Origin of the sequence: Variovorax paradoxus (assembly GCF_902712855.1) — a bacterium.
Taxonomy (GTDB): domain Bacteria; phylum Pseudomonadota; class Gammaproteobacteria; order Burkholderiales; family Burkholderiaceae_C; genus Variovorax; species Variovorax paradoxus_Q.
Map to the genome: position 1 here is coordinate 2,713,878 of NZ_LR743507.1, position 22,149 is coordinate 2,736,026.

25 protein-coding genes are annotated in these 22,149 nt (G+C 66.0%); 15 read left to right on the forward strand and 10 right to left on the reverse strand.

The annotated features are described in order from the left end of the window. Positions 1-33 precede the first annotated feature (33 nt). From ppsA to dnaB, 7 genes are all read left to right on the forward strand, one after another. Positions 34-2,427, forward strand: coding sequence for a phosphoenolpyruvate synthase (gene ppsA, locus AACL56_RS12330; RefSeq protein ID WP_339090106.1), 2,394 nt, complete (start codon positions 34-36; stop codon positions 2,425-2,427). Between the two features lie 165 nt (positions 2,428-2,592). Next, a complete protein-coding gene (locus AACL56_RS12335; protein WP_339090107.1) occupies positions 2,593-3,072 on the forward strand; it encodes a hypothetical protein in 480 nt (159 codons plus the stop codon). Between the two features lie 114 nt (positions 3,073-3,186). Beyond that, on the forward strand, positions 3,187-3,561 hold the full coding sequence (gene rpsF / locus AACL56_RS12340; RefSeq protein WP_093125029.1) for a 30S ribosomal protein S6: 375 nt from the start codon (positions 3,187-3,189) through the stop codon (positions 3,559-3,561). 4 nt (positions 3,562-3,565) lie between these two features. Then, entirely contained in the window at positions 3,566-3,880 is a 315-nt protein-coding gene (gene priB, locus AACL56_RS12345) for a primosomal replication protein N (protein ID WP_339090108.1), read from the forward strand. 18 nt (positions 3,881-3,898) lie between these two features. Continuing rightward, entirely contained in the window at positions 3,899-4,180 is a 282-nt protein-coding gene (rpsR, locus tag AACL56_RS12350; protein ID WP_007830781.1) for a 30S ribosomal protein S18, read from the forward strand. A gap of 12 nt (positions 4,181-4,192) precedes the next feature. Then, entirely contained in the window at positions 4,193-4,645 is a 453-nt protein-coding gene (gene rplI / locus AACL56_RS12355; RefSeq protein ID WP_339090109.1) for a 50S ribosomal protein L9, read from the forward strand. A 178-nt stretch (positions 4,646-4,823) separates the two neighbouring features. After that, positions 4,824-6,230 carry a replicative DNA helicase gene (dnaB, locus tag AACL56_RS12360; RefSeq protein ID WP_339090110.1) on the forward strand — a complete coding sequence of 469 codons (1,407 nt, stop codon included), beginning with the start codon at positions 4,824-4,826 and terminating at the stop codon, positions 6,228-6,230. 6 nt (positions 6,231-6,236) lie between these two features. Here the strand turns inward: dnaB and AACL56_RS12365 are convergent, their stop codons facing one another. From AACL56_RS12365 to AACL56_RS12400, 8 genes are all read right to left on the reverse strand, one after another. Then, entirely contained in the window at positions 6,237-6,986 is a 750-nt protein-coding gene (locus tag AACL56_RS12365; protein ID WP_339090111.1) for a helix-turn-helix transcriptional regulator, read from the reverse strand. Further along, positions 6,986-7,459: a 6-O-methylguanine DNA methyltransferase gene (locus tag AACL56_RS12370; protein ID WP_339090112.1), complete on the reverse strand. Its 474-nt coding sequence runs from the start codon at positions 7,457-7,459 to the stop codon at positions 6,986-6,988. Before AACL56_RS12370 ends, AACL56_RS12365 begins: the two co-directional genes overlap by 1 nt. After that, positions 7,456-7,905 (reverse strand): GyrI-like domain-containing protein, encoded by a 450-nt coding sequence (locus tag AACL56_RS12375; RefSeq protein WP_339090113.1) that lies wholly within the window; start codon positions 7,903-7,905, stop codon positions 7,456-7,458. Before AACL56_RS12375 ends, AACL56_RS12370 begins: the two co-directional genes overlap by 4 nt. Positions 7,906-7,924: 19 nt before the next feature. Continuing rightward, a complete protein-coding gene (locus AACL56_RS12380; protein WP_339090114.1) occupies positions 7,925-8,374 on the reverse strand; it encodes an EVE domain-containing protein in 450 nt (149 codons plus the stop codon). 10 nt (positions 8,375-8,384) lie between these two features. Further along, complete coding sequence (locus tag AACL56_RS12385; RefSeq protein WP_339090115.1) at positions 8,385-8,762, reverse strand: VOC family protein; 378 nt, start codon at positions 8,760-8,762, stop codon at positions 8,385-8,387. Positions 8,763-8,926: 164 nt separating this feature from the next. Further along, the gene (locus AACL56_RS12390) at positions 8,927-10,714 is read right to left on the reverse strand and encodes a PhoH family protein (RefSeq protein WP_339090116.1); all 1,788 of its coding nucleotides are present in this window, start codon (positions 10,712-10,714) and stop codon (positions 8,927-8,929) included. 223 nt (positions 10,715-10,937) lie between these two features. Continuing rightward, positions 10,938-11,414 (reverse strand): peroxiredoxin, encoded by a 477-nt coding sequence (locus AACL56_RS12395; RefSeq protein WP_339090117.1) that lies wholly within the window; start codon positions 11,412-11,414, stop codon positions 10,938-10,940. Between the two features lie 158 nt (positions 11,415-11,572). Beyond that, positions 11,573-11,953: an Mth938-like domain-containing protein gene (locus AACL56_RS12400; RefSeq protein ID WP_339092860.1), complete on the reverse strand. Its 381-nt coding sequence runs from the start codon at positions 11,951-11,953 to the stop codon at positions 11,573-11,575. A gap of 145 nt (positions 11,954-12,098) precedes the next feature. On the opposite strand from AACL56_RS12400, the gene AACL56_RS12405 reads away from it, so the two are divergent. The 7 genes from AACL56_RS12405 to AACL56_RS12435 all read left to right on the forward strand — a co-directional run bounded on the left by AACL56_RS12405 (position 12,099) and on the right by AACL56_RS12435 (position 19,330). Next, positions 12,099-13,331 (forward strand): pyridoxal phosphate-dependent aminotransferase, encoded by a 1,233-nt coding sequence (locus tag AACL56_RS12405; protein ID WP_339090118.1) that lies wholly within the window; start codon positions 12,099-12,101, stop codon positions 13,329-13,331. Continuing rightward, the gene (locus tag AACL56_RS12410; protein WP_339090119.1) at positions 13,328-14,374 is read left to right on the forward strand and encodes a DUF1176 domain-containing protein; all 1,047 of its coding nucleotides are present in this window, start codon (positions 13,328-13,330) and stop codon (positions 14,372-14,374) included. Before AACL56_RS12405 ends, AACL56_RS12410 begins: the two co-directional genes overlap by 4 nt. Positions 14,375-14,397: 23 nt before the next feature. Then, positions 14,398-15,720, forward strand: a complete 1,323-nt coding sequence (locus AACL56_RS12415) for a homoserine dehydrogenase (RefSeq protein WP_339090120.1) — start codon at positions 14,398-14,400, stop codon at positions 15,718-15,720. Beyond that, positions 15,717-17,132 (forward strand): threonine synthase, encoded by a 1,416-nt coding sequence (gene thrC, locus AACL56_RS12420; protein WP_339090121.1) that lies wholly within the window; start codon positions 15,717-15,719, stop codon positions 17,130-17,132. Before AACL56_RS12415 ends, thrC begins: the two co-directional genes overlap by 4 nt. Positions 17,133-17,245: 113 nt before the next feature. Further along, positions 17,246-17,791: a molybdopterin-guanine dinucleotide biosynthesis protein B gene (mobB, locus tag AACL56_RS12425; protein WP_339090122.1), complete on the forward strand. Its 546-nt coding sequence runs from the start codon at positions 17,246-17,248 to the stop codon at positions 17,789-17,791. Beyond that, positions 17,784-19,070, forward strand: a complete 1,287-nt coding sequence (gene glp / locus AACL56_RS12430; protein WP_339090123.1) for a gephyrin-like molybdotransferase Glp — start codon at positions 17,784-17,786, stop codon at positions 19,068-19,070. Before mobB ends, glp begins: the two co-directional genes overlap by 8 nt. An 8-nt stretch (positions 19,071-19,078) precedes the next feature. Then, positions 19,079-19,330, forward strand: a complete 252-nt coding sequence (locus tag AACL56_RS12435; RefSeq protein WP_339090124.1) for a MoaD/ThiS family protein — start codon at positions 19,079-19,081, stop codon at positions 19,328-19,330. On the opposite strand, the gene dapA is transcribed toward AACL56_RS12435, so the two are convergent. Next, positions 19,317-20,210: a 4-hydroxy-tetrahydrodipicolinate synthase gene (gene dapA, locus AACL56_RS12440; RefSeq protein WP_339090125.1), complete on the reverse strand. Its 894-nt coding sequence runs from the start codon at positions 20,208-20,210 to the stop codon at positions 19,317-19,319. The genes AACL56_RS12435 and dapA overlap by 14 nt on opposite strands. Before the next feature lie 261 nt (positions 20,211-20,471). On the opposite strand from dapA, the gene AACL56_RS12445 reads away from it, so the two are divergent. Continuing rightward, entirely contained in the window at positions 20,472-20,948 is a 477-nt protein-coding gene (locus tag AACL56_RS12445; RefSeq protein ID WP_339090126.1) for a molybdenum cofactor biosynthesis protein MoaE, read from the forward strand. A gap of 130 nt (positions 20,949-21,078) precedes the next feature. Here AACL56_RS12445 and AACL56_RS12450 read toward each other — a convergent pair whose 3' ends face one another. Further along, a complete protein-coding gene (locus AACL56_RS12450; protein WP_339090127.1) occupies positions 21,079-22,059 on the reverse strand; it encodes a Bug family tripartite tricarboxylate transporter substrate binding protein in 981 nt (326 codons plus the stop codon). Between the last annotated feature and the right edge of the window lie 90 nt (positions 22,060-22,149).

Here is a 22,149-nt window from a genome sequence, read left to right on the forward strand (position 1 = left end):
TGCAGCACCGGTTTCAACTTCTGGAGCTTTCCCATGTCTGCACTTTTCGACGCGACCGCCCTGGTCGTACCGTTTGAAAACCTGAGGATGACCGACGTCGAGTCGGTCGGCGGCAAGAACGCCAGCCTCGGCGAAATGATTTCGCAGCTGCCGCAGGGCGTGCGGGTGCCCACCGGTTTCGCAACCACGGCCCACGCATTCCGCCAGTTCCTGGCGCACGACGGCCTGGCCGACAAGATCAGCAAGCGCCTGGCCGCGCTCGACACCGAAGACGTGCGCGCGCTGGCCGCCGCCGGCGCCGAAATCCGGGCCATGGTCGAGGCTCAGCCTTTCCCCGCCGACCTGCAGAAGGCCATCGCCGACGCTTTCGCCACGCTCAGCGCCGGCAACCCCGCCGCTTCGTTCGCCGTGCGTTCCTCGGCCACCGCCGAAGACCTGCCCGACGCTTCCTTCGCCGGCCAGCAGGAGACCTTCCTGAACGTCGTCGGCATCGAAGACGTGCTGCACAAGATGAAGGAGGTCTTCGCCTCCCTGTACAACGACCGCGCCATCAGCTACCGCGTGCACAAGGGCTTCGCGCACGACGTGGTCGCGCTGTCGGCCGGCGTGCAGCGCATGGTGCGCTCCGACCTCGGCGCGGCCGGCGTGATGTTCACCATCGACACCGAGTCGGGCTTCGAGGACGTGGTGTTCATCACCTCGAGCTACGGCCTCGGCGAAACGGTGGTGCAGGGCGCCGTCAATCCCGACGAGTTCTACGTGCACAAGCCGACGCTGAAGGCCGGCAAGAAGGCCGTGATCCGCCGCAACCTCGGCTCCAAGCTGATCCAGATGGAATTCGCCACGCCTGAAGAGAAAAAGGCGAGCGGGAAGCTGGTGAAAACCACCGACGTCAAGGCCGAGCAGCGCAACCGCTACTCGCTGACCGACGCCGACGTCGAGCAACTCGCCAAGTACGCGCTGGTGATCGAGGAGCACTACGGCCGCCCGATGGACATCGAGTGGGGCAAGGACGGCACCGACGGCCATCTGTACATCCTCCAGGCGCGTCCCGAGACCGTGAAGAGCCAGCAGCAGGGCAAGGCCGAACAGCGCTACAAGCTGCTGGGCAAGGGAGCCGTGCTGGCCGAAGGCCGCGCCATCGGCCAGAAGATCGGCACCGGCCCCGTGCGCCTGGTGCACAGCATCAGCGAAATGGACAAGGTGCAGGCCGGCGACGTGCTCGTCACCGACATGACCGACCCCAACTGGGAACCGGTGATGAAGCGCGCCGCCGCCATCGTCACCAACCGCGGCGGGCGCACCTGCCACGCGGCCATCATCGCGCGTGAGCTCGGCATTCCGGCCGTGGTCGGCTGCGGCGACGCCACCGACCTCCTGAAGGACGGCACGCTGGTGACGGTGAGCTGCGCAGAGGGCGACACCGGCTTCATCTACGACGGCCTGCTCGAGACAGAAGTCACCGAAGTGCAGCGCGGCGTGATGCCCGAGATCGACCTCAAGATCATGATGAACGTGGGCAACCCGCAGCTGGCGTTCGACTTCGCGCAGCTGCCGAACCACGGCGTAGGCCTGGCCCGGCTGGAGTTCATCATCAACAACAACATCGGCGTGCACCCGAAGGCGATCCTCGACTATCCGAACGTCGACAACGACCTGAAGAAGGCCGTCGAATCGGTGGCCCGTGGCCATGCGTCGCCGCGCGCGTTCTACGTCGACAAGGTGGCCGAGGGCATCGCGACCATCGCCGCCGCGTTCTGGCCCAAGCCGGTGATCGTGCGCCTGTCGGACTTCAAGTCGAACGAATACCGCAAGCTGATCGGCGGCAGCCGCTACGAGCCGGAAGAAGAGAACCCGATGCTCGGCTTCCGCGGTGCGGCGCGCTACCTGAGCGCCGACTTCGGCGAGGCCTTCGCCATGGAATGCGAGGCGCTCAAGCGCGTGCGCAACGACATGGGCCTGACCAATGTGCAGATCATGGTGCCCTTCGTGCGCACGCTGGGCCAGGCCGAGCGCGTGACCGGACTGCTCGGCGAGCACGGCCTGAAGCGCGGCGAGAACGAACTCAAGCTGATCATGATGTGCGAGGTGCCGAGCAACGCCATCCTGGCGGACGAGTTCCTGCAGTACTTCGACGGCTTCTCGATCGGCTCGAACGATCTGACCCAGCTCACGCTGGGCCTGGACCGCGACTCGGGTCTCGAGCTGCTGGCGGCCGACTTCGACGAGCGCGACCCGGCCGTGAAGGCCATGCTCAGCCGCGCCATCAAGGCTTGCAAGTCGCAGGGCAAGTACGTCGGCATCTGCGGCCAGGGCCCCAGCGACCACCCGGACTTCGCGCTGTGGCTGGCGGAACAGGGCATCGAATCGATCTCACTGAACCCCGACAGCGTGATCGACACCTGGCAGCAGCTCGCCAAGCGCTGAGCCTGAAGGTCCAGGCGGGCGATGTGCCCGCCGCGCGACAGATTGCGGGAATCCCCACGGGGGGATTTCCCGCGTCAGGCTGGTGTCAATGAAACAAAATGCGTTTCCGGTGTCAAACTTGTGTCTTAACGGGGCACATCCCGGCAGCTCGCGGGGGACACCATCATGATTCTCGTCAAGACAGACGTCGGCCAGCAGGTCCTCAAGGACCGTTCGGTGCCGCTCACGCCTCGGCAACGCTCGGCGTTCATCCTGTTCGACGGCAAGCGTTCGGTCGATGACGTGATTGCGGCGGGCACGGGCATCACCGCGGAAGAGGTCGGGCAGATGGTGGAGTCGGGCTTGCTGGCGCCGTTGGGTGGACAGCCTGTCGCGCCGGAGACGCCGCCCGTTACCGACGCCGCCAAGCCGGTTCCAAGCACGGGGGCGCCAGCGGGGTCCGCCCGCAGCAAGCAGCAGCGCTACAAGGACGCATATCCCATCGCCACGCAACTCACCGGCAGCCTCGGCCTGATGGGCTTCCGGCTCAACCTGCAGGTCGAAGGCACCGCCAGCTTCGAGGACCTCGTGGCGCTGGCGCCGAAAATCCGTGCCGCCGTCGGCCCGGAAAAGGCCGCGGCGCTCGACAAGGCACTCAACGACTGACTGCTTGCCGGGCAGGCAAATACAGGGCTATAATCGCCGGCTTTGCCTTGCCACACTGCGCCCGACGCTGCAGGTGGCTTTTCCTCTTCTTCGGAAGAATCCACAAGGAGTGCCATGCGTCACTACGAAATCATTTTGCTGATCCACCCGGATCAGAGCGAACAAGTTCCGGCCATGCTGGAGCGCTACAAGGGCCTGATCACGGCCGGCGGCGGCAAGATCCACCGCGTTGAAGACTGGGGCCGCCGTCAGCTGGCCTATCAGATCAACAAGCTCAACAAGGCTCACTACCTGTGCGTCAACATCGAAGCTGAACAAGCCGTGATGGGCGAGCTGGAACACGCGTTCAAGTTCAACGACGCCGTGCTGCGCCACCTGACCGTCCAGAAGAAGAAGGCCGACACCGGTCCTTCGTCGATGATGAAGACGGTCGAGCGCGAAGAAGCCCGCAAGGCTCAGCAGGCCGAATACGCCGCCAACAACAACTGATGATGTGAGTGCCGCCGCTGCGGCAACCGGGGTCAACCAGCTGCTGCTGACAGCCTCCGTTGCCGAACTCGGGGTCCTGCGATACACGCCAGCCGGCTTGCCCGCCATCGACCTGAAGCTCGAACACGAGTCGACGCTGCAGGAGGCGGGTAAACCAAGGCAGGTGAAGACGGCCCTCAAGGCCGTTGCCTTCGGCGCCATCGCCGAACGGCTCGCGAGGCAGTCGATGGGAAGTCTCTGGCGATTTCAGGGTTTTCTCGCGACACCGGGCAACGGCAAGCATCCGGTCCTGCATGTGCAGGACTTTCAGCAAGATTAATTTTTCGAGAGGTCCATCATGGCCACGTTCAAGAAATTCAACAAAGACAAGCGCCCGAAGCGCAACACCCAGTCGCTGCTGTTCAAGCGCAAGCGTTTCTGCCGCTTCACCGTCGCCGGCGTCGAAGAGATCGACTACAAGGACATCGACACGCTGCGTGACTTCATCAGCGAAAACGGCAAGATCATTCCCGCGCGCCTGACCGGCACGCGCGCGATCTACCAGCGTCAGCTGAACACCGCCATCAAGCGCGCGCGCTTCCTGGCCATGGTGCCGTACAGCGACCAGCACCGCGTCTAAGGAGCCGACAGCATGCAAATCATTCTTCTGGACAAGGTTCTCAACGTCGGCGCCCTGGGCGATATCGTCAAGGTCAAGGACGGCTACGCACGCAACTTCCTGATCCCCTCGGGCCGCGCCCGCCGCGCTACCGCTGCCAACAAGGCCGAGTTCGAAGCCAAGCGCGCCGAACTCGAAAAGGCTGCGGCCGCCAAGCTGGCCGAGTCGCAAGCGCAAGGCGAAAAGCTCGGTGGCACGACCATCAAGCTGACGCAAAAGGCTGGCGTCGACGGTCGTCTGTTCGGCTCGGTCACCAACGGCGACATCTCCGAAGAACTGGGCAAGCAAGGCTACAAGGTTGCCAAGTCGCAAGTGCGCCTGCCGAACGGTCCGATCAAGGTCGTTGGCGACAGCACCGTGAGCGTGGCCCTGCACACCGACGTGGTGGTCGACATCACCGTGACGGTCTACGGCGAAACCGCCTGATCGTTCTCGGCGCTTCGATGCGCTGCAGCAAAAGCCGCCTTCGGGCGGCTTTTCTTTTTTCTTTCCCGATGCATGGGTTGTTCAGCCGATTGCACCGGAAGATCACTGTTTATTCACAGCCTTGTCCACACACGCGCGCGCGTGCGCGGCTTAGCATGCAGGGTTGCAAGGGAAGTCCATGTCCGCCGTTTTTTCCTATGCCGACAATGACCCGTCGGCCGATCGCCAGGTTGCCCAACTCCGCATTCCGCCTCACTCCATCGAGGCCGAATCGAGCGTGCTCGGTGGCCTGCTGCTCGACAACGGCGCCTGGGACCGCATGGGCGACCTGCTGGTCGATGGCGACTTCTACCGGCACGAACACAAGCTGATCTACGCGGCCATCGGCGGGCTGATCAATGCCAGCAAGCCGGCCGACGTGATCACGGTCTACGAGCAGTTGCAGAACCTTGGCAAGGCCGACGAGATCGGCGGCCTGGTCTACCTGAACTCGCTGGCGCAGTACGTGCCCAGCGCGAGCAACATCCGGCGCTACGCGGAAATCGTGCGCGAGCGTTCGATCCTGCGCAAGCTGGTGTCCGCGAGCGACGAGATCGCCACCAACGCCTTCAATCCGCAGGGCAAGGCCGTTGACAAGATCCTGGACGAGGCTGAACAGAAGATCTTCAACATCGGCGAGGAAGGCACGCGGATGAAGCAGGGCTTCCAGAGCATGGACGCCCTGGTGGTCGAGCTGCTCGACCGCGTGACCGAAATGGCCGAGAACCCGAACGACATCACGGGGGTGCGCACCGGCTTCCACGACTTCGACAAGATGACCTCGGGCCTGCAGCCCGGCGACATGATCGTGCTGGCCGCGCGTCCTTCGATGGGGAAGACCTCGCTCGCGATCAACATCGCCGAGCACGTGGCACTCGACGAGGGCCTGCCGGTGGCGGTGTTCTCGATGGAAATGGGTGCCGCCCAGCTGGCGGTGCGTATCGTGGGCTCTATCGGCCGCATCGACCAAGGCCACCTGCGGACCGGCAAGCTCAGCGACGAGGAGTGGCCGCGCCTGACCGAGGCGATCGAGAAGCTGCGCACGGTGTCGCTGCACATCGACGAGACGCCAGGCCTCTCGACCAGCGAGCTGCGCGCCAATGCGCGCCGTCTTGCGCGCCAATATGGCCGGCTCGGCCTGATCGTGGTCGACTACCTGCAGCTCATGTCGACCAGCACCTCGGGGGACGAGAACCGCGCCACGGCCGTGGGCGAGATATCCCGCGGCCTGAAGATGCTGGCGAAGGAGCTGAAGTGCCCGGTGATCGCGCTGTCGCAGCTCAGCCGTGGCGTCGAGAGCCGCACCGACAAGCGCCCCATGATGAGCGACCTGCGCGAGTCCGGCGCCATCGAGCAGGACGCGGACATCATCATGTTCATCTACCGCGACGATTACTACAACAAGGAGTCGAAGGAGCCGGGCGTGGCCGAGGTTATCATCAGCAAGCACCGTAACGGCCCCACCGGCACCATCAAGCTGGCCTTCCTGAAGCCGCTCACCAAGTTCGAGAACCTGGTCGGCTACAGCAACAACGACGAATACTGAGCCGTCTCAGCTGGCGCTGCCGCCGGACCACGGCGGCGTGTCGCCAGGGTTCTGCGGCACGACCTTGCCATTGGCCGTCTCGGCCTTCAACTGTCGAAGCATGTCGGCCAGCGTCTTGCCGGCTTCGTCGCGGAACCGCTCCGGCAGCACCTCGATCGCTTCCATGCGGTCGAGGCGAAAGCCCCTGAAGTCGTTGCGCAGCTCGCACCATGTCGACAGCGTCCAGACCTTGCCCCAATAGAAGCATCCGAGGGGCCGCACCGTGCGCTCGCTGGCGTCGCCCGACACGTCTCGGTATTGCAGCCGCAGCTTGTTGTGCGACTGCACGGACTCGCGCAACGCCTGCAATCGCGTGCGCAGCGCATGGTCCAGGCCCAGTGCCGGCGCATACAGCGCCAGTGCCTCGGCCGACACGCGCGCTGCCGGCGGCAGCACCGAGAGGATCTTGCCGAGCCCGGTCTCGATGTCGCGCGCCAGAGCGGGGTCGACCCAGCTCTGCGCCAGCCGCGCCGCGGCCACGAGCGCCGAGGCCTCGTCCTGCGTGAACATCAGCGGCGGCAATTCGAAGCCCGCGCCCAACCGGTAGCCCACGCCGGCTTCGCCTTCGATCGGCACGCCCTGGTGCTGGAGGTCGGCGACGTCGCGGTACACCGTTCGCTCGGACACCTCGAGACGCTGTGCCAGGAACGCCGCCGTGGTCAGCCGGCGGCCGCGGATGAGCTGCACGAGCTGGAAGAGGCGGTCGGCGCGGCGCATCAGCGGATTTTCGCGAGCTTCTTGTTCGCGAAATCTTCGACGAAGTAGCGTTTGCCGCGTTGCACGACCGTATGTCCCTCGGCCTCGAGCCTCGACATCTGTGCCTCGATGCCGCCTGGATAGTTCGCGTTGAGTTCGCCGCCGATCTTGAGCGTGCGCCACCAGGGCGTCCTGCCGCCTGGCGGCGCCGGCGTTTCCTCGGCGGCATGCGCGATCAAGTGCGCGAATATCGCCGTGGTCACTGTGCAGCCGATGGTGGCGTGGTGGCGCTCGGCAATGTCTGCACCGATGCCCATCACGGTGGCGAGCCGGCCTTCGGAAATGCTGCGCATCGCCGCTTCCACTTCGCGCGGCGACGGCGTGGCGATCGTGCCTTCGCCATGCTTCGGCCGCATGGCCAGGGGAATCTCCTTGACGTCGGGCAGGTGAGGGTAGCCGGCCAGCCTGTCGCGCCAGCTCTTCTTTGGGCTCATGCGACTCCGATGTGGATCGCCACCTTGTCCGGGCCCTCGTAGGCCTCGAAATCGCTGCGGTAGCGGCGCGCGACTTCCGGATGCGCCTCGAAATACTGCCAGATGCGTTGCCAGGTGGCGATGACCATGTGCGGCATTTCTCCCTGGCCGTCGAAGACCAGGTAGTCGCCGGCCTCGATGGCCACGCAATCCTCGCCGCTCGACACGGCAACGCCGGCCGTCACGTCGAAAGCACCGGAGGCGTCGGACTCGTAGGCCGAATAGACGCCGTAGATGCGGGTATCGCCGTTGCGATGCGGCGTCGATGCGTAGACCTGCTCATCGAAGAAGCGGTTCCACAGCGAGCCGAGGCGCGCCGTGGCGGGCGTGTTTTCTTCCAGATTGGTGGTGCGGACCGTGAGGCCCGCGACGTGGAAGGCGTCCCGGTGCTGGCGAATGGGTTCCATGGGTCGAGTGTCCTTCTGTTCAGAGTTCGAGTGTCTTCAAATCCGCCGACATGGCCTGGGCGATCAATTTCAAGTCGTCGTTGCCGATGTCGAACATGCCGAAGCGGAACCTGTAGCCCCATTGCTTCGGGTTCTCGATGAAGGCGAGGCGTTCGATCAGCGGCGCGATCGGTGTTTCGTGCGCTGCCAGGTAGGCCACGTCGCGCCGCCACGCCACGAAGCCATTGCCCATCTCGGCCTCATAGGGCGCGCCTGGCTGCACGATGCCGATCGAGACGAAACTGCGCAGCTTGTCGGTGCCGCTGAACACGATGGCGGGCGAGTAGTAGATCACCCGGTCGCCGCTCGAGAGCCGCTTGAGCGGCGAATGCTTGCCATGGCCCACCTGCATGAAGCCGAGCGGCCGGTGGTCGCGGCCGCGCCGCGCATGTTCGGCGCTGGCCACGGCGATCCAGTTGCGCTGCGTCATGGCGATGGCGTCAGTCGAGCGCGTGCAGACCGACCTCATTGCCTTCGGTGTCGCGCATGTGGGCGATGAAGCCCATGCCGGGCGGCAACGCCGACTTCGGCGCCACGATCCGGCCGCCGGCTCCTTCGATGCGTGCGAGCACGGCGTCGATGCTGGGCATGCAATCGAGGTAGATGCGGATGCCCGTGCCGGAAGGCGCGCTGGCTTTCGCGCCAGCCTGCAGCGCACCGCCCGTGGCGGGATCGTCGTAGGGAAAAATGGCGAGCGCGTCGCCGCCGAGGGTCTCGCGGCGCAGCTTGCGGCCGAGCACGGTTTCGTAGAAAGCCTGGGCTCGGTCGAGGTCGGCGACCGGAATCTCGAACCAGCTGATGGCGTTCTGCTTGTACATGGAAGCTCTCTTTCTTTGCGTCGTTGAAGGAGCCTCGATGGTGCGAGCCGGCTCCTGACAACGTCTTGTCAGGAGCCTGTCAACGCATGCGAAAAAAAGCCCGCGCTGCTCCGGAGAGCGCGCGGGCTTCTTGCCATCTTGTTGCCGGGCCAGGCCGGCAGGCGTCAGAGCACGTCGCTGGCGAAGTCGGCGAGCCGCGAGCGTTCGCCGCGTGCGAGCGTGATGTGGCCGCCGTGCGGCCAGCCCTTGAACTTGTCGACCGCGAAGGTGAGGCCCGACGAGCCTTCCGTGAGGTACGGCGTATCGATCTGCGCGAGGTTGCCCATGCAGATGATCTTGGTGCCGGGGCCGGCACGGGTGATCAGCGTCTTCATCTGCTTGGGCGTGAGGTTCTGCGCCTCGTCGATGATCACGTACTTGTTGAGGAAGGTGCGCCCGCGCATGAAGTTCATGCTCTTGACCTTGATGCGGCTGCGGATGAGCTCGTTGGTGGCCGCGCGGCCCCACTCGCCGGCGCCGCCGCCATCGCCCTTGGCCAGGAACTCGAGGTTGTCGTCGAGCGCGCCCATCCACGGGCCCATCTTTTCCTCCTCGGTACCGGGCAGGAAGCCGATGTCTTCACCGACGCTCACGGTGGCGCGGGTCATGATGATCTCGGTGTAGCGCCGGTCGTCGAGCACCTGCGTGAGACCCGAAGCCAGCGCCATGAGCGTCTTGCCGGTGCCGGCAGTGCCGGTCAGCGTGACGAAGTCGATCTCCGGATCCATCAGCAGGTTCATCGCGAAGTTCTGCTCGCGGTTGCGGGTGTTCACGCCCCACACGGCGTTCTTGCCCGAGCTGTAGTCCTTGAGCGTCTTGAGCACCGCGGTCTTGTCGCGGATCTCGGTGACGCGCGCATACATGCTCGGTTCGCCGGGTGCTTCGAAGTACACGAACTGGTTGATGTACAGGTTGGGCACCAGCGGCCCGCTGATCCGGTAGAAGGTGTTGCTGCCGCTCTGCCAGCTTTCGACGGTCTTGCTCTGGCGCGTCCAGAAGTCGGCGGGCAGCGCGAGCGAGCCGGCGTAGAGCAGGTCGCCGTCTTCCAGCGTCTTGTCGTTCTGGTAATCGTCGGCAGCAAGGCCCAGCGCGCGCGCCTTGACGCGCATGTTGATGTCCTTCGACACCAGCACCACCTCGCGCCTGGCGCGACCCGGCTTGTCCTTGGCGTATTCGTCGCGCAGCGCCTGCACCACGCCGAGGATCTGGTTGTCGGCCTTGCCCTGGGGCAGGCTGACCGGCAGCGAGTAGTCGAGCGGGGCGGTCTGAAAGAACAGCCGGCCGCCGGCTTCGCGGTGACCGGTGGTGTCGAGCTTCAGGCCCTTGTCGATGTCGGCGTCCTGCGCGGCGGCCAGTGCGTCGAGCGTGCGGCTGGTCTGCCGGCCGTTGCGCGCGACTTCGGTCGTGCCTTTCTTGTGGCCGTCGAGCTCTTCCAGCACGATCATCGGCAGGAAGATGTCGTGTTCCTCGAAGCGGAACAGACACATCGGATCATGCAGCAGCACGTTGGTGTCGAGCACGAACAGCTTGGCGGGGCCGCCGGACTTGCTGCGCTTCGGTCGTGCGGGTGGCTGCGGTGCCGCGGCAGGTTCCGGGATGTACGGAGCAGGGGAGGCTGCGGGAACCCGCGTCTCGATTTGAATGGCAGCAGGTTGTTGCTGCGGCGCGCTTACCGGCGCCGGGGCCGGAGCAGGTTTCGCCTTGGTCCGGCGCGCCGTACGTGCCGGTTCGCCACCGCCTTCGGTGCCAAGGTTGTCGAACAGTTCCAGCGGCTGCGGGCCACGCGAATCGGCTTCGCCGGACCGCTGTTCGCCGGACCGGCGCGAGCCCCTCTGCGAGGACCGGGCTGGCGCGTCGAGCGCGTCCGGCGAGAGCAATGCAGCGCGTTTCGTAGGGGCGGGAGGCAATGGCATGTGTCAGATCGCTCGCAGAAAGTAGGAACCAGAAAACGAAAAAGCCGCCTGAAGACCAAGGCGGCTTTGTTCGGGGAATGCGGTCGTGGAGCTCAACGGCATGAGGCCATTATGCACACCCCGGATGACGGGCCGTCTGCTCTTTACGCGCTGCGTTGGGCATTCCCCACGCGGCGCAGAAGCAGGGCTGACCCTGCGGCGAGCACAACGCCCACCGTGGCCGTCAGGCGGCCCTCTTGAGGGCCTTGACGGCCTTGAGCACGTCGTCGACATGGCCGGGGACCTTGAGTCCACGCCACTCAGCCTTCAGGATGCCGTCCGCGCCAATGAGGAAGGTGCTGCGCTCGATGCCCTTGACCTTCTTGCCGTACATGATCTTGTTCTTGACCACGCCGAACATGTGGCACATCTTTTCTTCTGTGTCGGCGATGAGTTCGAAGGGAAGTTCGAGCTTGGCCTTGAACTCGTCGTGCGACTTCATGTTGTCGCGCGACACGCCGAAGACGGTGGCGCCTGCCTTTTCGAAGTCCTTGTAGCGATCACGGAATTGCATCGCTTCGGTGGTGCAGCCCGGAGTGTTATCTTTCGGGTAAAAGTACATGACCAGCACGTGGCCGAGATGCGAGGTATTCGAGACCTTGAGGCCGCCCGTGGCGTTGGCGTCGAATTCAGGAATGGGTTTGTTGACAACGATCGCCATGAAACTTGTTTTCTCCGTTAGATTCCGTTCTACGAGCCCTCTCGCTCCGTTTTCCGACGGGGCTTGCTCGAAGAATGAAGGATTGGTCGTTGCTAACTTTGGGGTAGCGGGCCTGTTCGCAACCTGCTATTTTACCCCGAAAACGACCTCCCGCGCCCTCAGCCTGCCGGACTCTCGACGAGCAGGGCTGCGATGACGTGGCGGCCTTCGCCGGCCAGAATGTTGTAGGTCCGGCACGCGGCAGCGGTGTCCATGGTTTCCACGCCGGTGCGTTGGGCCATCAGTGGCCTGATCCACGCGGGTTGTGGAAAGCGGATGCGGCTTCCGCTACCGAAGATGATCAATTCGGCGCCCAGTGAGGCCAACTGTGCGAAATGTTCGGCGCCGAGCTGATCGAAGCTCGAACAATCCCAGGAAAAACGCTCGCCGCGCGAGCCGACGACCACGCTGCCTTCGACCTTTTCGTTGTTGATCGCTACCCATCCCGGGCCGTGCGCGGTGAGTGATTGAGCGTCGGATTTGTCGGGCTGGAGCTTCATCTGTGCACTGGGAACTGTGGTCAAATTATAGGTTTTCCCTAGTGGCACGAGGCCCGCAAGGGCTTTCTGCAGGCGCTGCAAGCGCAGCATGCAGGGCCTGTAACTCCGAGTAAGCAACCCGTTAACCCGAGCCCGGGAGGGCCCTTTGAAGCAGCTCAAGAAATCGGCCAAGCTGGCCAACGTCCTCTACGACATCCGCGGTCCCATCATGGACGCCGCCAAGCAGATGGAAGAGGACGGCCAGAAGATCATCAAGCTCAACATCGGCAACCTCGCCGTGTTCGGTTTCGATGCCCCCGAGGAAATCCAGCAGGACATGATCCGCAACCTGCCCACCTCGGCCGGTTACTCCGACAGCAAGGGCGTCTTCGCCGCGCGCAAGGCGGTGATGCACGAGACGCAGAAGCAGGGTGTGGTGGGCGTCACGCTCGACGACATCTACCTCGGCAACGGCGCCAGCGAACTCATCGCCATGTCGACCAACGCGCTGCTCAACGACGGCGACGAACTGCTGCTCCCCGCGCCCGACTACCCGCTGTGGACGGCCTCCACCAGCCTGTCGGGCGGCACGCCGGTGCACTACCTGTGCGACGAGGCCAACGGCTGGATGCCAAACCTCGACGACATCCGCGCCAAGATCACTCCGCGCACCAAGGGCATCGTGGTCATCAACCCGAACAACCCGACCGGCGCGCTCTATTCCGACGAGTTGCTCAAGAGCATCGTGGCCATCGCGCGCGAGCACGGCCTGGTGATCTTCGCCGACGAGGTCTACGACAAGGTGCTGTACGACGGCGTCAAGCACACCGCCATTGCCAGCCTGTCGACCGACGTGCTCACGCTGACGTTCAACTCGCTCTCCAAGAGCTACCGCTCGTGCGGCTACCGTGCCGGCTGGCTCGTGGTGTCGGGCGACAAGCGCAGTGCGCAGGACTACATCGAGGGCCTGAACATGCTCTCGAACATGCGCCTGTGCGCGAACGTGCCGGGGCAGTGGGCCATCCAGACTGCGCTTGGCGGCTACCAGAGCATCAACGACCTGGTCTGCGATGGCGGTCGCCTGCGTCGCCAGCGCGACCTGGCCTACGAACTCATCACGGCGATTCCCGGCGTGAGTTGCGTCAAGCCCAGCGCCGCGCTGTACATGTTCCCCAGGCTGGACCCGGAGGTCTACCCGATCGAGGACGACCGCCAGTTCTTCCTCGAGCTGCTGAAGGAAACCCGCGTGATGCTGGTGCAGGGAACCGGCTTCAACTGGGCCACGCCCGATCACTTCCGCATCGTGTTCCTGCCTCATGAGGATGATCTGCGCGAGGCCATCAACCGCATCGCCAGGTTCCTCGAGCAGTACCGCTTGCGCCGCAAGACGCGTCCATGAAGCCTGCATCCGTCGCCGCCGCGTTCTCGCTGGTCTTTCTTTCGGCGCTGTCCGCCGCGCCTGCAGCCGCAGCCGACAAGGATTCGGTCTCCTTTTCCCACAACGACTGGGAACTGGCCTGCGACAACACGCGCACCTGCCGCGCCGCGGGCTACCAGGCCGAGAGCGGCGAAGGCGAGCCGGTGTCGATGCTCATCACCCGCAAGGCCGGCCCCGGCACCACGGTCGATATCGAGCTGCAGACCGGCGGCGAAGAAGACGCCAAGGGCCCGCTGCGCTTCAAGGTCGGAAAGGCGACCCTGCCGGGTCTCGAGGGCGGCTCCGCCAGCCTTGAAGACAATCAGGTCCGCATCGTGCTGCCCGAGCTGCTCAAGGGCGACGAAGCCACGCTCGCCGACAGCGGCAAGCGCAAGTGGACGCTGTCGCTCTCGGGCCTCAATGCCGTGCTGCTGAAGATGGACGAAGTCCAGGGCCGCGTCGGCACGCCGGGCGCGCTGGTGCGCCGCGGAAGCAAGGCCGAGTCGTCCGTGCCGGCAGCAGTGCCGCTGCCGGTCGTGAATGCCGTGCGGCCCGCCAAGGCGCGCCCCGGCGACGACGCTCTCGCCGCGCGCATCTTTCCCTCGCTGAAGCTGGACGAGATCAAGGAGCAGTGCAACAACGGCGACGACGTGAGCGCCAAGTCGCTGGAAGTCCATCGCCTGACCGACAGGAAGGTGTTGCTGTCCCTCGGCTGCGGCATGGGCGCCTACAACTACTCGAGCCTGCTCTGGATCGCCAACGACAAGCCGCCGTATGCGCCAGCGTCGATCGAAGCCAACGGCGAGTTCGACGACAAGGACGGCAGCGTCACTTCCGGCTTCAAGGGCCGCGGCATCGGCGACTGCTGGTCGAGCGAGACCTGGCACTTCGACGGCAAGGGCTTCGTGCGCACGGCGGCTTCGGCCGACGGCATGTGCCGCGGCTTTCCCGGCGGCGCCTGGACGCTGCCGCGCTACGTGAGCCGCGTCGTGGCCGCGCCGCCCGCCACCCCATCCAAACCATGAACGCAACGAGTGCGACTTTCCCAATGAAATCCATCCAAGTAGGCCTGCTCGGTGCAGGCACGGTCGGCAGCGGCACCTTCAAGGTGCTTCAACGCAATCAGGAAGAAATCAAGCGCCGTGCCGGCCGCGGCATCGAGATCACGATGGTGGCCGACCTCGACACCGCCCGTGCCCGCGAAGTGGCCGGCGAGGGCGTCAAGGTGGTTGCCGATGCGCGCGAGATCATCGCCAACCCCGACATCGACATCGTCATCGAGCTCATCGGCGGCTACGGCATCGCGAAGCAGCTCGTGCTCGAGGCCATTGCAGCCGGCAAGCACGTGGTCACCGCCAACAAGGCGCTGCTCGCAGTGCACGGCACCGAGATCTTCGCTGCCGCGCATGCCAAGGGCGTGATGGTGGCCTTCGAGGCCGCGGTGGCCGGCGGCATCCCGATCATCAAGGCGCTGCGCGAAGGCCTCACGGCCAACAGCATCCAGTGGCTGGCCGGCATCATCAACGGCACCACCAACTTCATCCTGTCCGAGATGCGCGACAAGGGCCTGGACTTCGCGACCGTGCTGAAGGAGGCGCAACGCCTCGGCTATGCCGAAGCAGACCCGACCTTCGACATCGAAGGCGTGGATGCCGGGCACAAGGTCACGCTGATGAGCGCCATCGCCTTCGGCATTCCGGTGCAGTTCGACAAGGCCCATATCGAGGGCATCACCAAGCTCGCCGCGCAGGACATCAGGTATGCCGAGCAGCTCGGCTACCGCATCAAGCTGCTGGGCGTCACCAAGCGCACTGCCAAGGGCATCGAGCTGCGCGTGCATCCGTCGCTGGTGCCGTCCAAGCGCCTGCTGGCCAACGTCGAAGGCGCGATGAACGCGGTGGTGGTGCACGGCGATGCCGTGGGCACCACGCTGTACTACGGCAAGGGCGCCGGCAGCGAGCCGACCGCCAGCGCCGTGATCGCCGACCTGGTCGACATCACCCGCCTGCACACGGCCGACGCCGCGCACCGCGTGCCGCACCTGGCGTTCCACCCGGACGCGATGAGCGACCTGAAGGTGCTGCCGATGGCCGAGGTCGTCACCAGCTACTACCTGCGCCTGCGCGTGGCCGACCAGGCCGGCGTGCTTGCCAAGGTCACGGGCCTGCTCGCCACCGCCGGCATCAGCATCGACGCCGTGCTGCAGCGCGAAGCCGATGAAGTCGGCGGCGAAGGCTCCACGCAGACCGACCTCATCATCCTCACGCACGACGCGCGCGAAGGCACCGTCGACGACGTCATGGCCGAACTGCAGGCACTGCCCACCGTGCTCGAACCCATCGTGCGCATCCGCAAGGAAGAGCTGAAGTGAACTACCTGAGCACCCGCGGCCACCCCGACCGCAAGCGCTTCTGCGAAATCCTCCTCGAAGGCCTCGCGCCCGATGGCGGCCTCTACCTGCCCGAGCAGTACCCGCAGGTCGATACCGCCACGCTCGCGAAGTGGCGTGCGCTGCCGTACGCCGAGCTGGCGTTCGAGATTCTTTCGCTCTACATCGACGACATTCCCGCCGCCGACCTGAAGGCGATCTGCGCGAAGACCTACACGGCCGACGTGTTCGGCACCGACGAGATCGTGCCGTTGCGCGAGCTCGAAGACGGCGTGTACCTTGAAGCCCTGTCCAACGGCCCGACGCTGGCCTTCAAGGACATGGCGATGCAGCTGCTGGGCAACCTGTTCGAGTACGAACTGGCCCGTCGCGGCTCCGAGCTCAACATCCTCGGCGCGACCAGCGGCGACACCGGCAGCGCGGCCGAGTACGCCATGCGCGGCAAGAAGGGCGTGCGTGTCTTCATGACCTCGCCCGACGGCCGCATGAGCCCGTTCCAGCAGGCGCAGATGTTCAGCCTGCAGGATGCCAACATCCACAACATCGCCATTACCGGCGTGTTCGACGATTGCCAGGACATCGTCAAGGCCGTGTCGAACGACCTCGCGTTCAAGCGCAAGTACCGCATCGGCACGGTCAACTCGATCAACTGGGCACGCCTGCTGGCGCAGGTCGTCTACTACTTCGCCGGCTACTTCCAGGCCACCGCGAGCAACGACAAGCCCGTGAGCTTCACCGTGCCGTCGGGCAACTTCGGCAATGTCTGCGCGGGCCACGTGGCACGCATGATGGGCCTGCCGATCCGCACGCTGGTGGTTGCCACCAACGAGAACGACGTGCTCGACGAGTTCTTCCGCACTGGCGTGTACCGTGTGCGCGTTGCGGCCGATACGCACGAGACGTCGAGTCCGTCGATGGACATCAGCAAGGCCAGCAACTTCGAGCGCTTCGTGTTCGACCTGGTCGGGCGCGACGCCGCCCGGCTGCGCCAGCTGTTCGTGGACGACCTGGGCCTGAACGGCAGCTTCGACCTGAGCGCCGACCCCGCGTTCGCGCAGGCCGCCGGTCGCTTCGGCTTCCGAAGCGGCCGCAGCACCCATGCCGACCGCCTGGCCACCATCCGCGACACCGACAAGCGCTTTGCCACGCTGGTCGATCCGCACACCGCCGACGGCCTCAAGGCCGCGCGCGAGCAGCTCGAACCCGGCGTGCCGATGGTGGTGCTCGAAACCGCGCTGCCGATCAAGTTCGCCGCCACGCTGGTCGAGGCGCTGGGCGAGGAGCCTGCGCGGCCGAAGAAGTTCGAAGGCATCGAGGCGCTGCCCAAGCGCGTCGTCAAGCTGCCGGCCGACGCCGAGGCGGTCAAGGCCTACATCGCCGAGAACTGTGACTAGCCAAGGGCTCGCTCCCAGGCTTCGCACACCGCGGCCCGGCAAGGCCGGTTCCGTGGTGGTTTGGTGGAGGGGCCCTGGCGGTGCATCCTGCATCGGATTCGGGAGAGGTTGACATGAAGGTCGTCGGTTTCGCCGGTTACTCCGGCGCGGGCAAGACCACGCTGCTGGAGCGCCTCATCCCGGCGCTCAAGCAGCTCGGCCAGCGGGTGTCGGTGGTCAAGCACGCACACCACAGGTTCGACATCGACCATCCCGGCAAGGACACCTACCGTCATCGCGAGGCCGGTGCCTTCGAGGTGGTGGTGGCGTCCGACCAGCGGCTCGCGATCATGCGCGAGTTCGAGGTGCCGGGCGAGCCCAGCGTGCACCAGTTGCTCGCCGAGGTGCATCCGGCCGCCGACTGGGTGCTGGTCGAGGGCTTCCGGCACAGCGATGTGCTCAAGATCGAGATCTGGCGCGAGCCGGGGGGCAGCGAGCCGTCGCGGCCGGTGCTCTATACCGACGATCCGTTCGTCACCGCCGTGGCCACGGACGACCCGGCCGCACTGCCGTCGCCCACCGAACGCCCGGTGTTCGACCTCAACGACGCCGCGGCCATTGCGAAGTGGTTGATCGACAGCGGCGAGCGCTTCGAATACAACCCCGAACACCATGGCTGAAACACCCGTTCCCTTCGCCGCTTCCTCGTTGCGTCCTCCGCTGATGCCGCTCGACGAGGCCATCGCCGTGCTGCTCGCGAAAGCGAAGCCGACGCTGCCCGCCGAAAGCGTCGGCACCTTCGACGCCGACGGCCGCGTGCTGGCGCAGGACCTCGTCTCCGGCCTCACCGTGCCGCCCCGCGACAACAGCGCGATGGACGGCTATGCGGTGCGGGTGGCCGACTGCGCCGCGCCGGGCGCCGAGTTGACCGTGGCGCAGCGCATTCCCGCCGGCACTGTCGGCACGGCACTCGCGGCAGGTACCGCGGCGCGCATCTTCACCGGTGCGCAGATTCCCGATGGCGCCGATGCCGTGGTGATGCAGGAAGACACGGCCGCCACACCCCGGGAAGGAAGCCTGGGTTCGGTGCGCATCGCGATCGTGCCGGCGAGCGGCCAGTGGATCCGCCGCGCGGGCGAGGACGTGGCCTCGGGCGATATCGTGCTCGGGCAGGGCGAGCGCCTCACGCCTGCCGCCCTGGGCCTTGCGGCCAGCGTGGGCTTCGACTGCCTGCAGGTCGCGCGCAGGCCGCGCGTGGCCATGCTTTCGACCGGCGACGAGCTGGTGATGCCTGGCGAAGTCGCACCCGACGCCATGAAGCCGGGTGCGATCTACAACTCCAACCGCTTCTTCATGCGGGCTTTGCTGCACCGCCTGGGCTGCGAGGTGAACGACTTGGGCATCGTGCCCGACAACCGCGAAGCCACCATTGCGGCGCTGCGCGACGCGGCCGAGGCCAGCGACCTGATCATCACGACCGGCGGTGTCTCCGTCGGCGAGGAAGACCACATCCGTGCGGCGCTGCAGTCGCTCGGCGAGCTGCAGCTGTGGTCGTTGTCGATGAAGCCCGGCAAGCCGTTTGCCTATGGCTCCATCGCGCGCAGACACGGGCAGGGCGCCTGCCACGTGACGGGGCTGCCCGGCAACCCGGTGTCGAGCTTCCTGACCTTCCTGATGCTGGTGCGCCCGTTCCTGCTGACGCTGCAGGGCGCCACGCGTGTCGCGCCCGAGGCGGTGCAGATGCGCGCCGATTTCGACTGGCCGCGCGCCGACAAGCGGCGCGAGTTCCTGCGCGTGCGGCGCAACGCGGCGGGCGGGCTCGAGCTGTTCGGCAACCAGAGCTCGGGCGTGCTGACGTCGATGGTCTGGGGCGACGGCGTGGTCGACAACCCCGCAGGCCACACGATCAGGTCGGGCGACACCGTGAGCTTCATTCCCTTCGCGTTGCTGCTCGGCTGAATCGCGCCATGAAAGTCCGGATCCGTTATTTCGCCTCGGTGCGCGAGGCACTCTCCAGCAGCGGCGAAACCGTCGACACGCAGGCCGCCACGCTGGCGGCGCTGCGCGACGAACTCATTGCGCGCGGCGGCGCCTATGCCACCGCACTCGCACGCGGCAAGGCCGTGCGCATGGCGCTCGACCAGCTCATGAGCGACGAAGCCGCCACGCTCGGCGACGACTGCGAAGTGGCTTTCTTTCCGCCCGTCACCGGCGGCTGAGGCGGGCGTCGAGCGCCACCAGGCGCTCGCGCAGCCCGTCGGACGCGCGCGTCATCGGCGAACGCAGTTCGTCCTGCATTTCGCCCCCATGCGCGAGCAGCGCCTTCAGCGGGCCGGGATTGGGTTCGGCGAACAGCATCTCCACCAGCGGCTGCAGCGCCTGCCACTCGGGGCGGGCCTCGGCGAGGCGGTTGTCCGCCAGCAGGCGCACCAGCTGCACGAAGCGGCGGGCGTGCACGTTCCCGCTGGCTGCGATGGCGCCCGCGCCGCCTTCGGCCATGGTGCCGAAGATCTGGTGGTCTTCGCCCGTCAGCACCTGGAGCCGGCCGTCGGCAATCACCGCGCGCGTCTTGGCCATGTCGCCGCCGCAGTCCTTGATGCCGTGGATGCGCGGGTGCGCGGCCAGCGCCAGCAGCGTGTCGCGGGCGATGGTGACGCCGGTGCGGTAGGGAATGTCGTAGACCAGCACCGGCACCGTGCTGGCGTCGGCGATGGCGCCGAACCATTCGAGCAGGCCCGCCTGCGAGGGGCGAACGTAGTGCGGCGCGGCCACCAGCAGGCCTGCGATGGGGCGTTCCGAGAGCTTTCGGGCCCAGGCCGTGGCCTTGCCCAGGTGGTAGCCCGACATGCCCATGACGACCGGCAGCCCGTCGGCGGCGGCCAGTACCGTGTCGAGCACGGCCAGTTGCTCGGCCTCGTCGAGCGCTGCGGCTTCGCCGGTCGAGCCGCAGGGCACGAAGCCCGTCACGCCTTCGCCGGCCAGCCTGCGGGTCAGCGAGGACAGCGCGACATGATCGACCGCGCCATCGCGGAACGGGGTGACGAGGGCCACCCAGAAGCCGGAGAAATCGGGTGTGGAGGTACGGGATAGTCGAGGCACGCGGGCTTCCTTTCAGGAATCGACCGATGGAAAGAACCATCGTCGGATGCGCGCGCAACCCATGAGAGGCCAAGGCCTTGCCTTCCGGCAGGTTCCGTCGCTCATCCGACGACGGAACCTCGGCTCCGGTCAGACGAGCTTTGGTTTTTTGGCTTTGCTGTTGCCCTGGCACGCACCGAGGCCTTCGGGGTGCGAGTGCACCGGGAAGGACGTGGCGAGGCAAGGCATCGCGGCAGTTTATCGCGGTGCCACAATCCCGGCATGAGCGGCGCACGTGTTTCCATCCGGACGGCAGATTTCGACCTGGCACAGGAGGTCGCCGCGTTGCGTGCCGACGACATGCGCGTCGGGGCGGTCTGCAGTTTTGTGGGCACGGTGCGCGACCGCAACGACGGCAGCAGCGTGTCGTCGATGGAGCTGGAACACTACCCGGGCATGACCGAGAAGGCCATCGAGGCCATGATCGACGAGGCGCACCGGCGCTTCGACATCCTGGGGGCGCGCGTGATCCATCGCGTGGGGCTGCTGCAGCCCCTCGACCAGATCATGATGGTGGCCGTGGTGTCGGCGCACCGCGGCCAGAGCTTCGAGGCCTGCGAGTTCCTGATGGACTACCTCAAGACCCAGGCGCCGTTCTGGAAGAAAGAGCAGACGCCCGAAGGTGCCCGCTGGGTCGATGCGCGCGTGGCCGACGATGCGGCCCTGGCGCGCTGGGGCATCAGCGCTCCCAACGCCTGACCTGCGTTGTTCCCTCTCCCTTTGGGAGAGGGCCAGGGTGAGGGCCGCAGCGCTCATCTGACAAGCTGCTCTTGCGAAGGCTACCGGCCCTCGCCCCAACCCTTTCCCCGATGGGAGAGTGAGCCACACATCAAAGCGGTTTGAAGCCGCTGGCCTGGATGATCTTTTCCCACGCCTGCGTATAGGTGCGCACGCGGCCAGCGAACTGGCCCTGCGGCTCGTAGCCCACCGTCAGCCCCATCGCCGTGAGCTTCTGCTTCACGTCGGGCATGGCCAGCACCTTCTGCAGCGCGTCGCCGTACCTGTCGATGATCGGCTGCGGCGTGCCCACCGGCGCGAAGATGCCGTAGTAGGGCAGGTCGTCGAGGTTGGCGAAGCCCAGCTCGGTGAAGGTCGGCACGTTCGGGATCACCGCCTGGCGCTTGGCGCCGATGGAGGCCACGATGCGCACCTTGCCCGCCTTGTGGTTCTCGATGAAGTCCGGCACCGAGGCGATGCCCGCCGTGATCTGGTTGCCCAGCATGTCGGCCGTCATGGGCGCGCTGCCGCGGTAGGGCGCGGGCTGCACATCGATCTTGTACTTGTCGGAAATCATCTTCACCAGAAACTCGGGGATCGAGGCCGGCGCCGGGATGCCGATGGTCTCCTTGCCGCCCTTCTGCGTGCGGACCCACTTCACGTACTCGTCCATCGTCTTGGCCGGCGTGCCGCCCGACACGGCCAGCACGTTGGCGAAGGTCGCGAAGCCGGCCACGGGCACGAAGTCGGTGGCAGGGTTGAAGCCCGGATTCTTGATCACCTGCGGCAGGATCGAGATGGTGTGGTCATGCGACAGGAACAGCGTGTGGCCGTCGGCAGGGGACGACTTCAGCACGGTGGCCGCGATCTGGCCTCCCGCGCCGGCGCGGTTCTCCACCACCACGGGAACGCCCAGCACGTCCTTGAGCTTCTCGCCCAGGGTGCGCGCAATCGCGTCGGTGCCCGCGCCGGCCGGAAAGCCGACCAGCAGGCGCACGGGGGTGCCGCTCTGTGCCTGCGCAAGGCCCGAGAGGCCCAAGGCCGCCACGAGGAGGCCAGCGCTGATCGCACGGCGCTGCATTGAAAAAACCATGATCGACTCCATTCGAGAAGAGAGAAATGCCTACGGGAAAACAGAAACGGGTCTTGTGCAATACCCGTGCCCGGACGCCGCAATCCGCCG

Excerpts from the sequence above, each read along its gene's own strand:
- ppsA (WP_339090106.1), top strand. The coding sequence starts at position 34 with ATGTCTGCACTTTTCGACGCGACCGCCCTGGTCGTACCGTTTGAAAAC.
- AACL56_RS12335 (WP_339090107.1), top strand. The coding sequence starts at position 2,593 with ATGATTCTCGTCAAGACAGACGTCGGCCAGCAGGTCCTCAAGGACCGT.
- rpsF (WP_093125029.1), top strand. The coding sequence starts at position 3,187 with ATGCGTCACTACGAAATCATTTTGCTGATCCACCCGGATCAGAGCGAA.
- rpsR (WP_007830781.1), top strand. The coding sequence starts at position 3,899 with ATGGCCACGTTCAAGAAATTCAACAAAGACAAGCGCCCGAAGCGCAAC.
- rplI (WP_339090109.1), top strand. The coding sequence starts at position 4,193 with ATGCAAATCATTCTTCTGGACAAGGTTCTCAACGTCGGCGCCCTGGGC.
- dnaB (WP_339090110.1), top strand. The coding sequence starts at position 4,824 with ATGTCCGCCGTTTTTTCCTATGCCGACAATGACCCGTCGGCCGATCGC.
- AACL56_RS12365 (WP_339090111.1), bottom strand. The coding sequence starts at position 6,986 with ATGCGCCGCGCCGACCGCCTCTTCCAGCTCGTGCAGCTCATCCGCGGC.
- AACL56_RS12370 (WP_339090112.1), bottom strand. The coding sequence starts at position 7,459 with ATGAGCCCAAAGAAGAGCTGGCGCGACAGGCTGGCCGGCTACCCTCAC.
- AACL56_RS12375 (WP_339090113.1), bottom strand. The coding sequence starts at position 7,905 with ATGGAACCCATTCGCCAGCACCGGGACGCCTTCCACGTCGCGGGCCTC.
- AACL56_RS12380 (WP_339090114.1), bottom strand. The coding sequence starts at position 8,374 with ATGACGCAGCGCAACTGGATCGCCGTGGCCAGCGCCGAACATGCGCGG.
- AACL56_RS12385 (WP_339090115.1), bottom strand. The coding sequence starts at position 8,762 with ATGTACAAGCAGAACGCCATCAGCTGGTTCGAGATTCCGGTCGCCGAC.
- AACL56_RS12390 (WP_339090116.1), bottom strand. The coding sequence starts at position 10,714 with ATGCCATTGCCTCCCGCCCCTACGAAACGCGCTGCATTGCTCTCGCCG.
- AACL56_RS12395 (WP_339090117.1), bottom strand. The coding sequence starts at position 11,414 with ATGGCGATCGTTGTCAACAAACCCATTCCTGAATTCGACGCCAACGCC.
- AACL56_RS12400 (WP_339092860.1), bottom strand. The coding sequence starts at position 11,953 with ATGAAGCTCCAGCCCGACAAATCCGACGCTCAATCACTCACCGCGCAC.
- AACL56_RS12410 (WP_339090119.1), top strand. The coding sequence starts at position 13,328 with ATGAAGCCTGCATCCGTCGCCGCCGCGTTCTCGCTGGTCTTTCTTTCG.
- AACL56_RS12415 (WP_339090120.1), top strand. The coding sequence starts at position 14,398 with ATGAAATCCATCCAAGTAGGCCTGCTCGGTGCAGGCACGGTCGGCAGC.
- mobB (WP_339090122.1), top strand. The coding sequence starts at position 17,246 with ATGAAGGTCGTCGGTTTCGCCGGTTACTCCGGCGCGGGCAAGACCACG.
- glp (WP_339090123.1), top strand. The coding sequence starts at position 17,784 with ATGGCTGAAACACCCGTTCCCTTCGCCGCTTCCTCGTTGCGTCCTCCG.
- AACL56_RS12435 (WP_339090124.1), top strand. The coding sequence starts at position 19,079 with ATGAAAGTCCGGATCCGTTATTTCGCCTCGGTGCGCGAGGCACTCTCC.
- AACL56_RS12445 (WP_339090126.1), top strand. The coding sequence starts at position 20,472 with ATGAGCGGCGCACGTGTTTCCATCCGGACGGCAGATTTCGACCTGGCA.
- AACL56_RS12450 (WP_339090127.1), bottom strand. The coding sequence starts at position 22,059 with ATGGTTTTTTCAATGCAGCGCCGTGCGATCAGCGCTGGCCTCCTCGTG.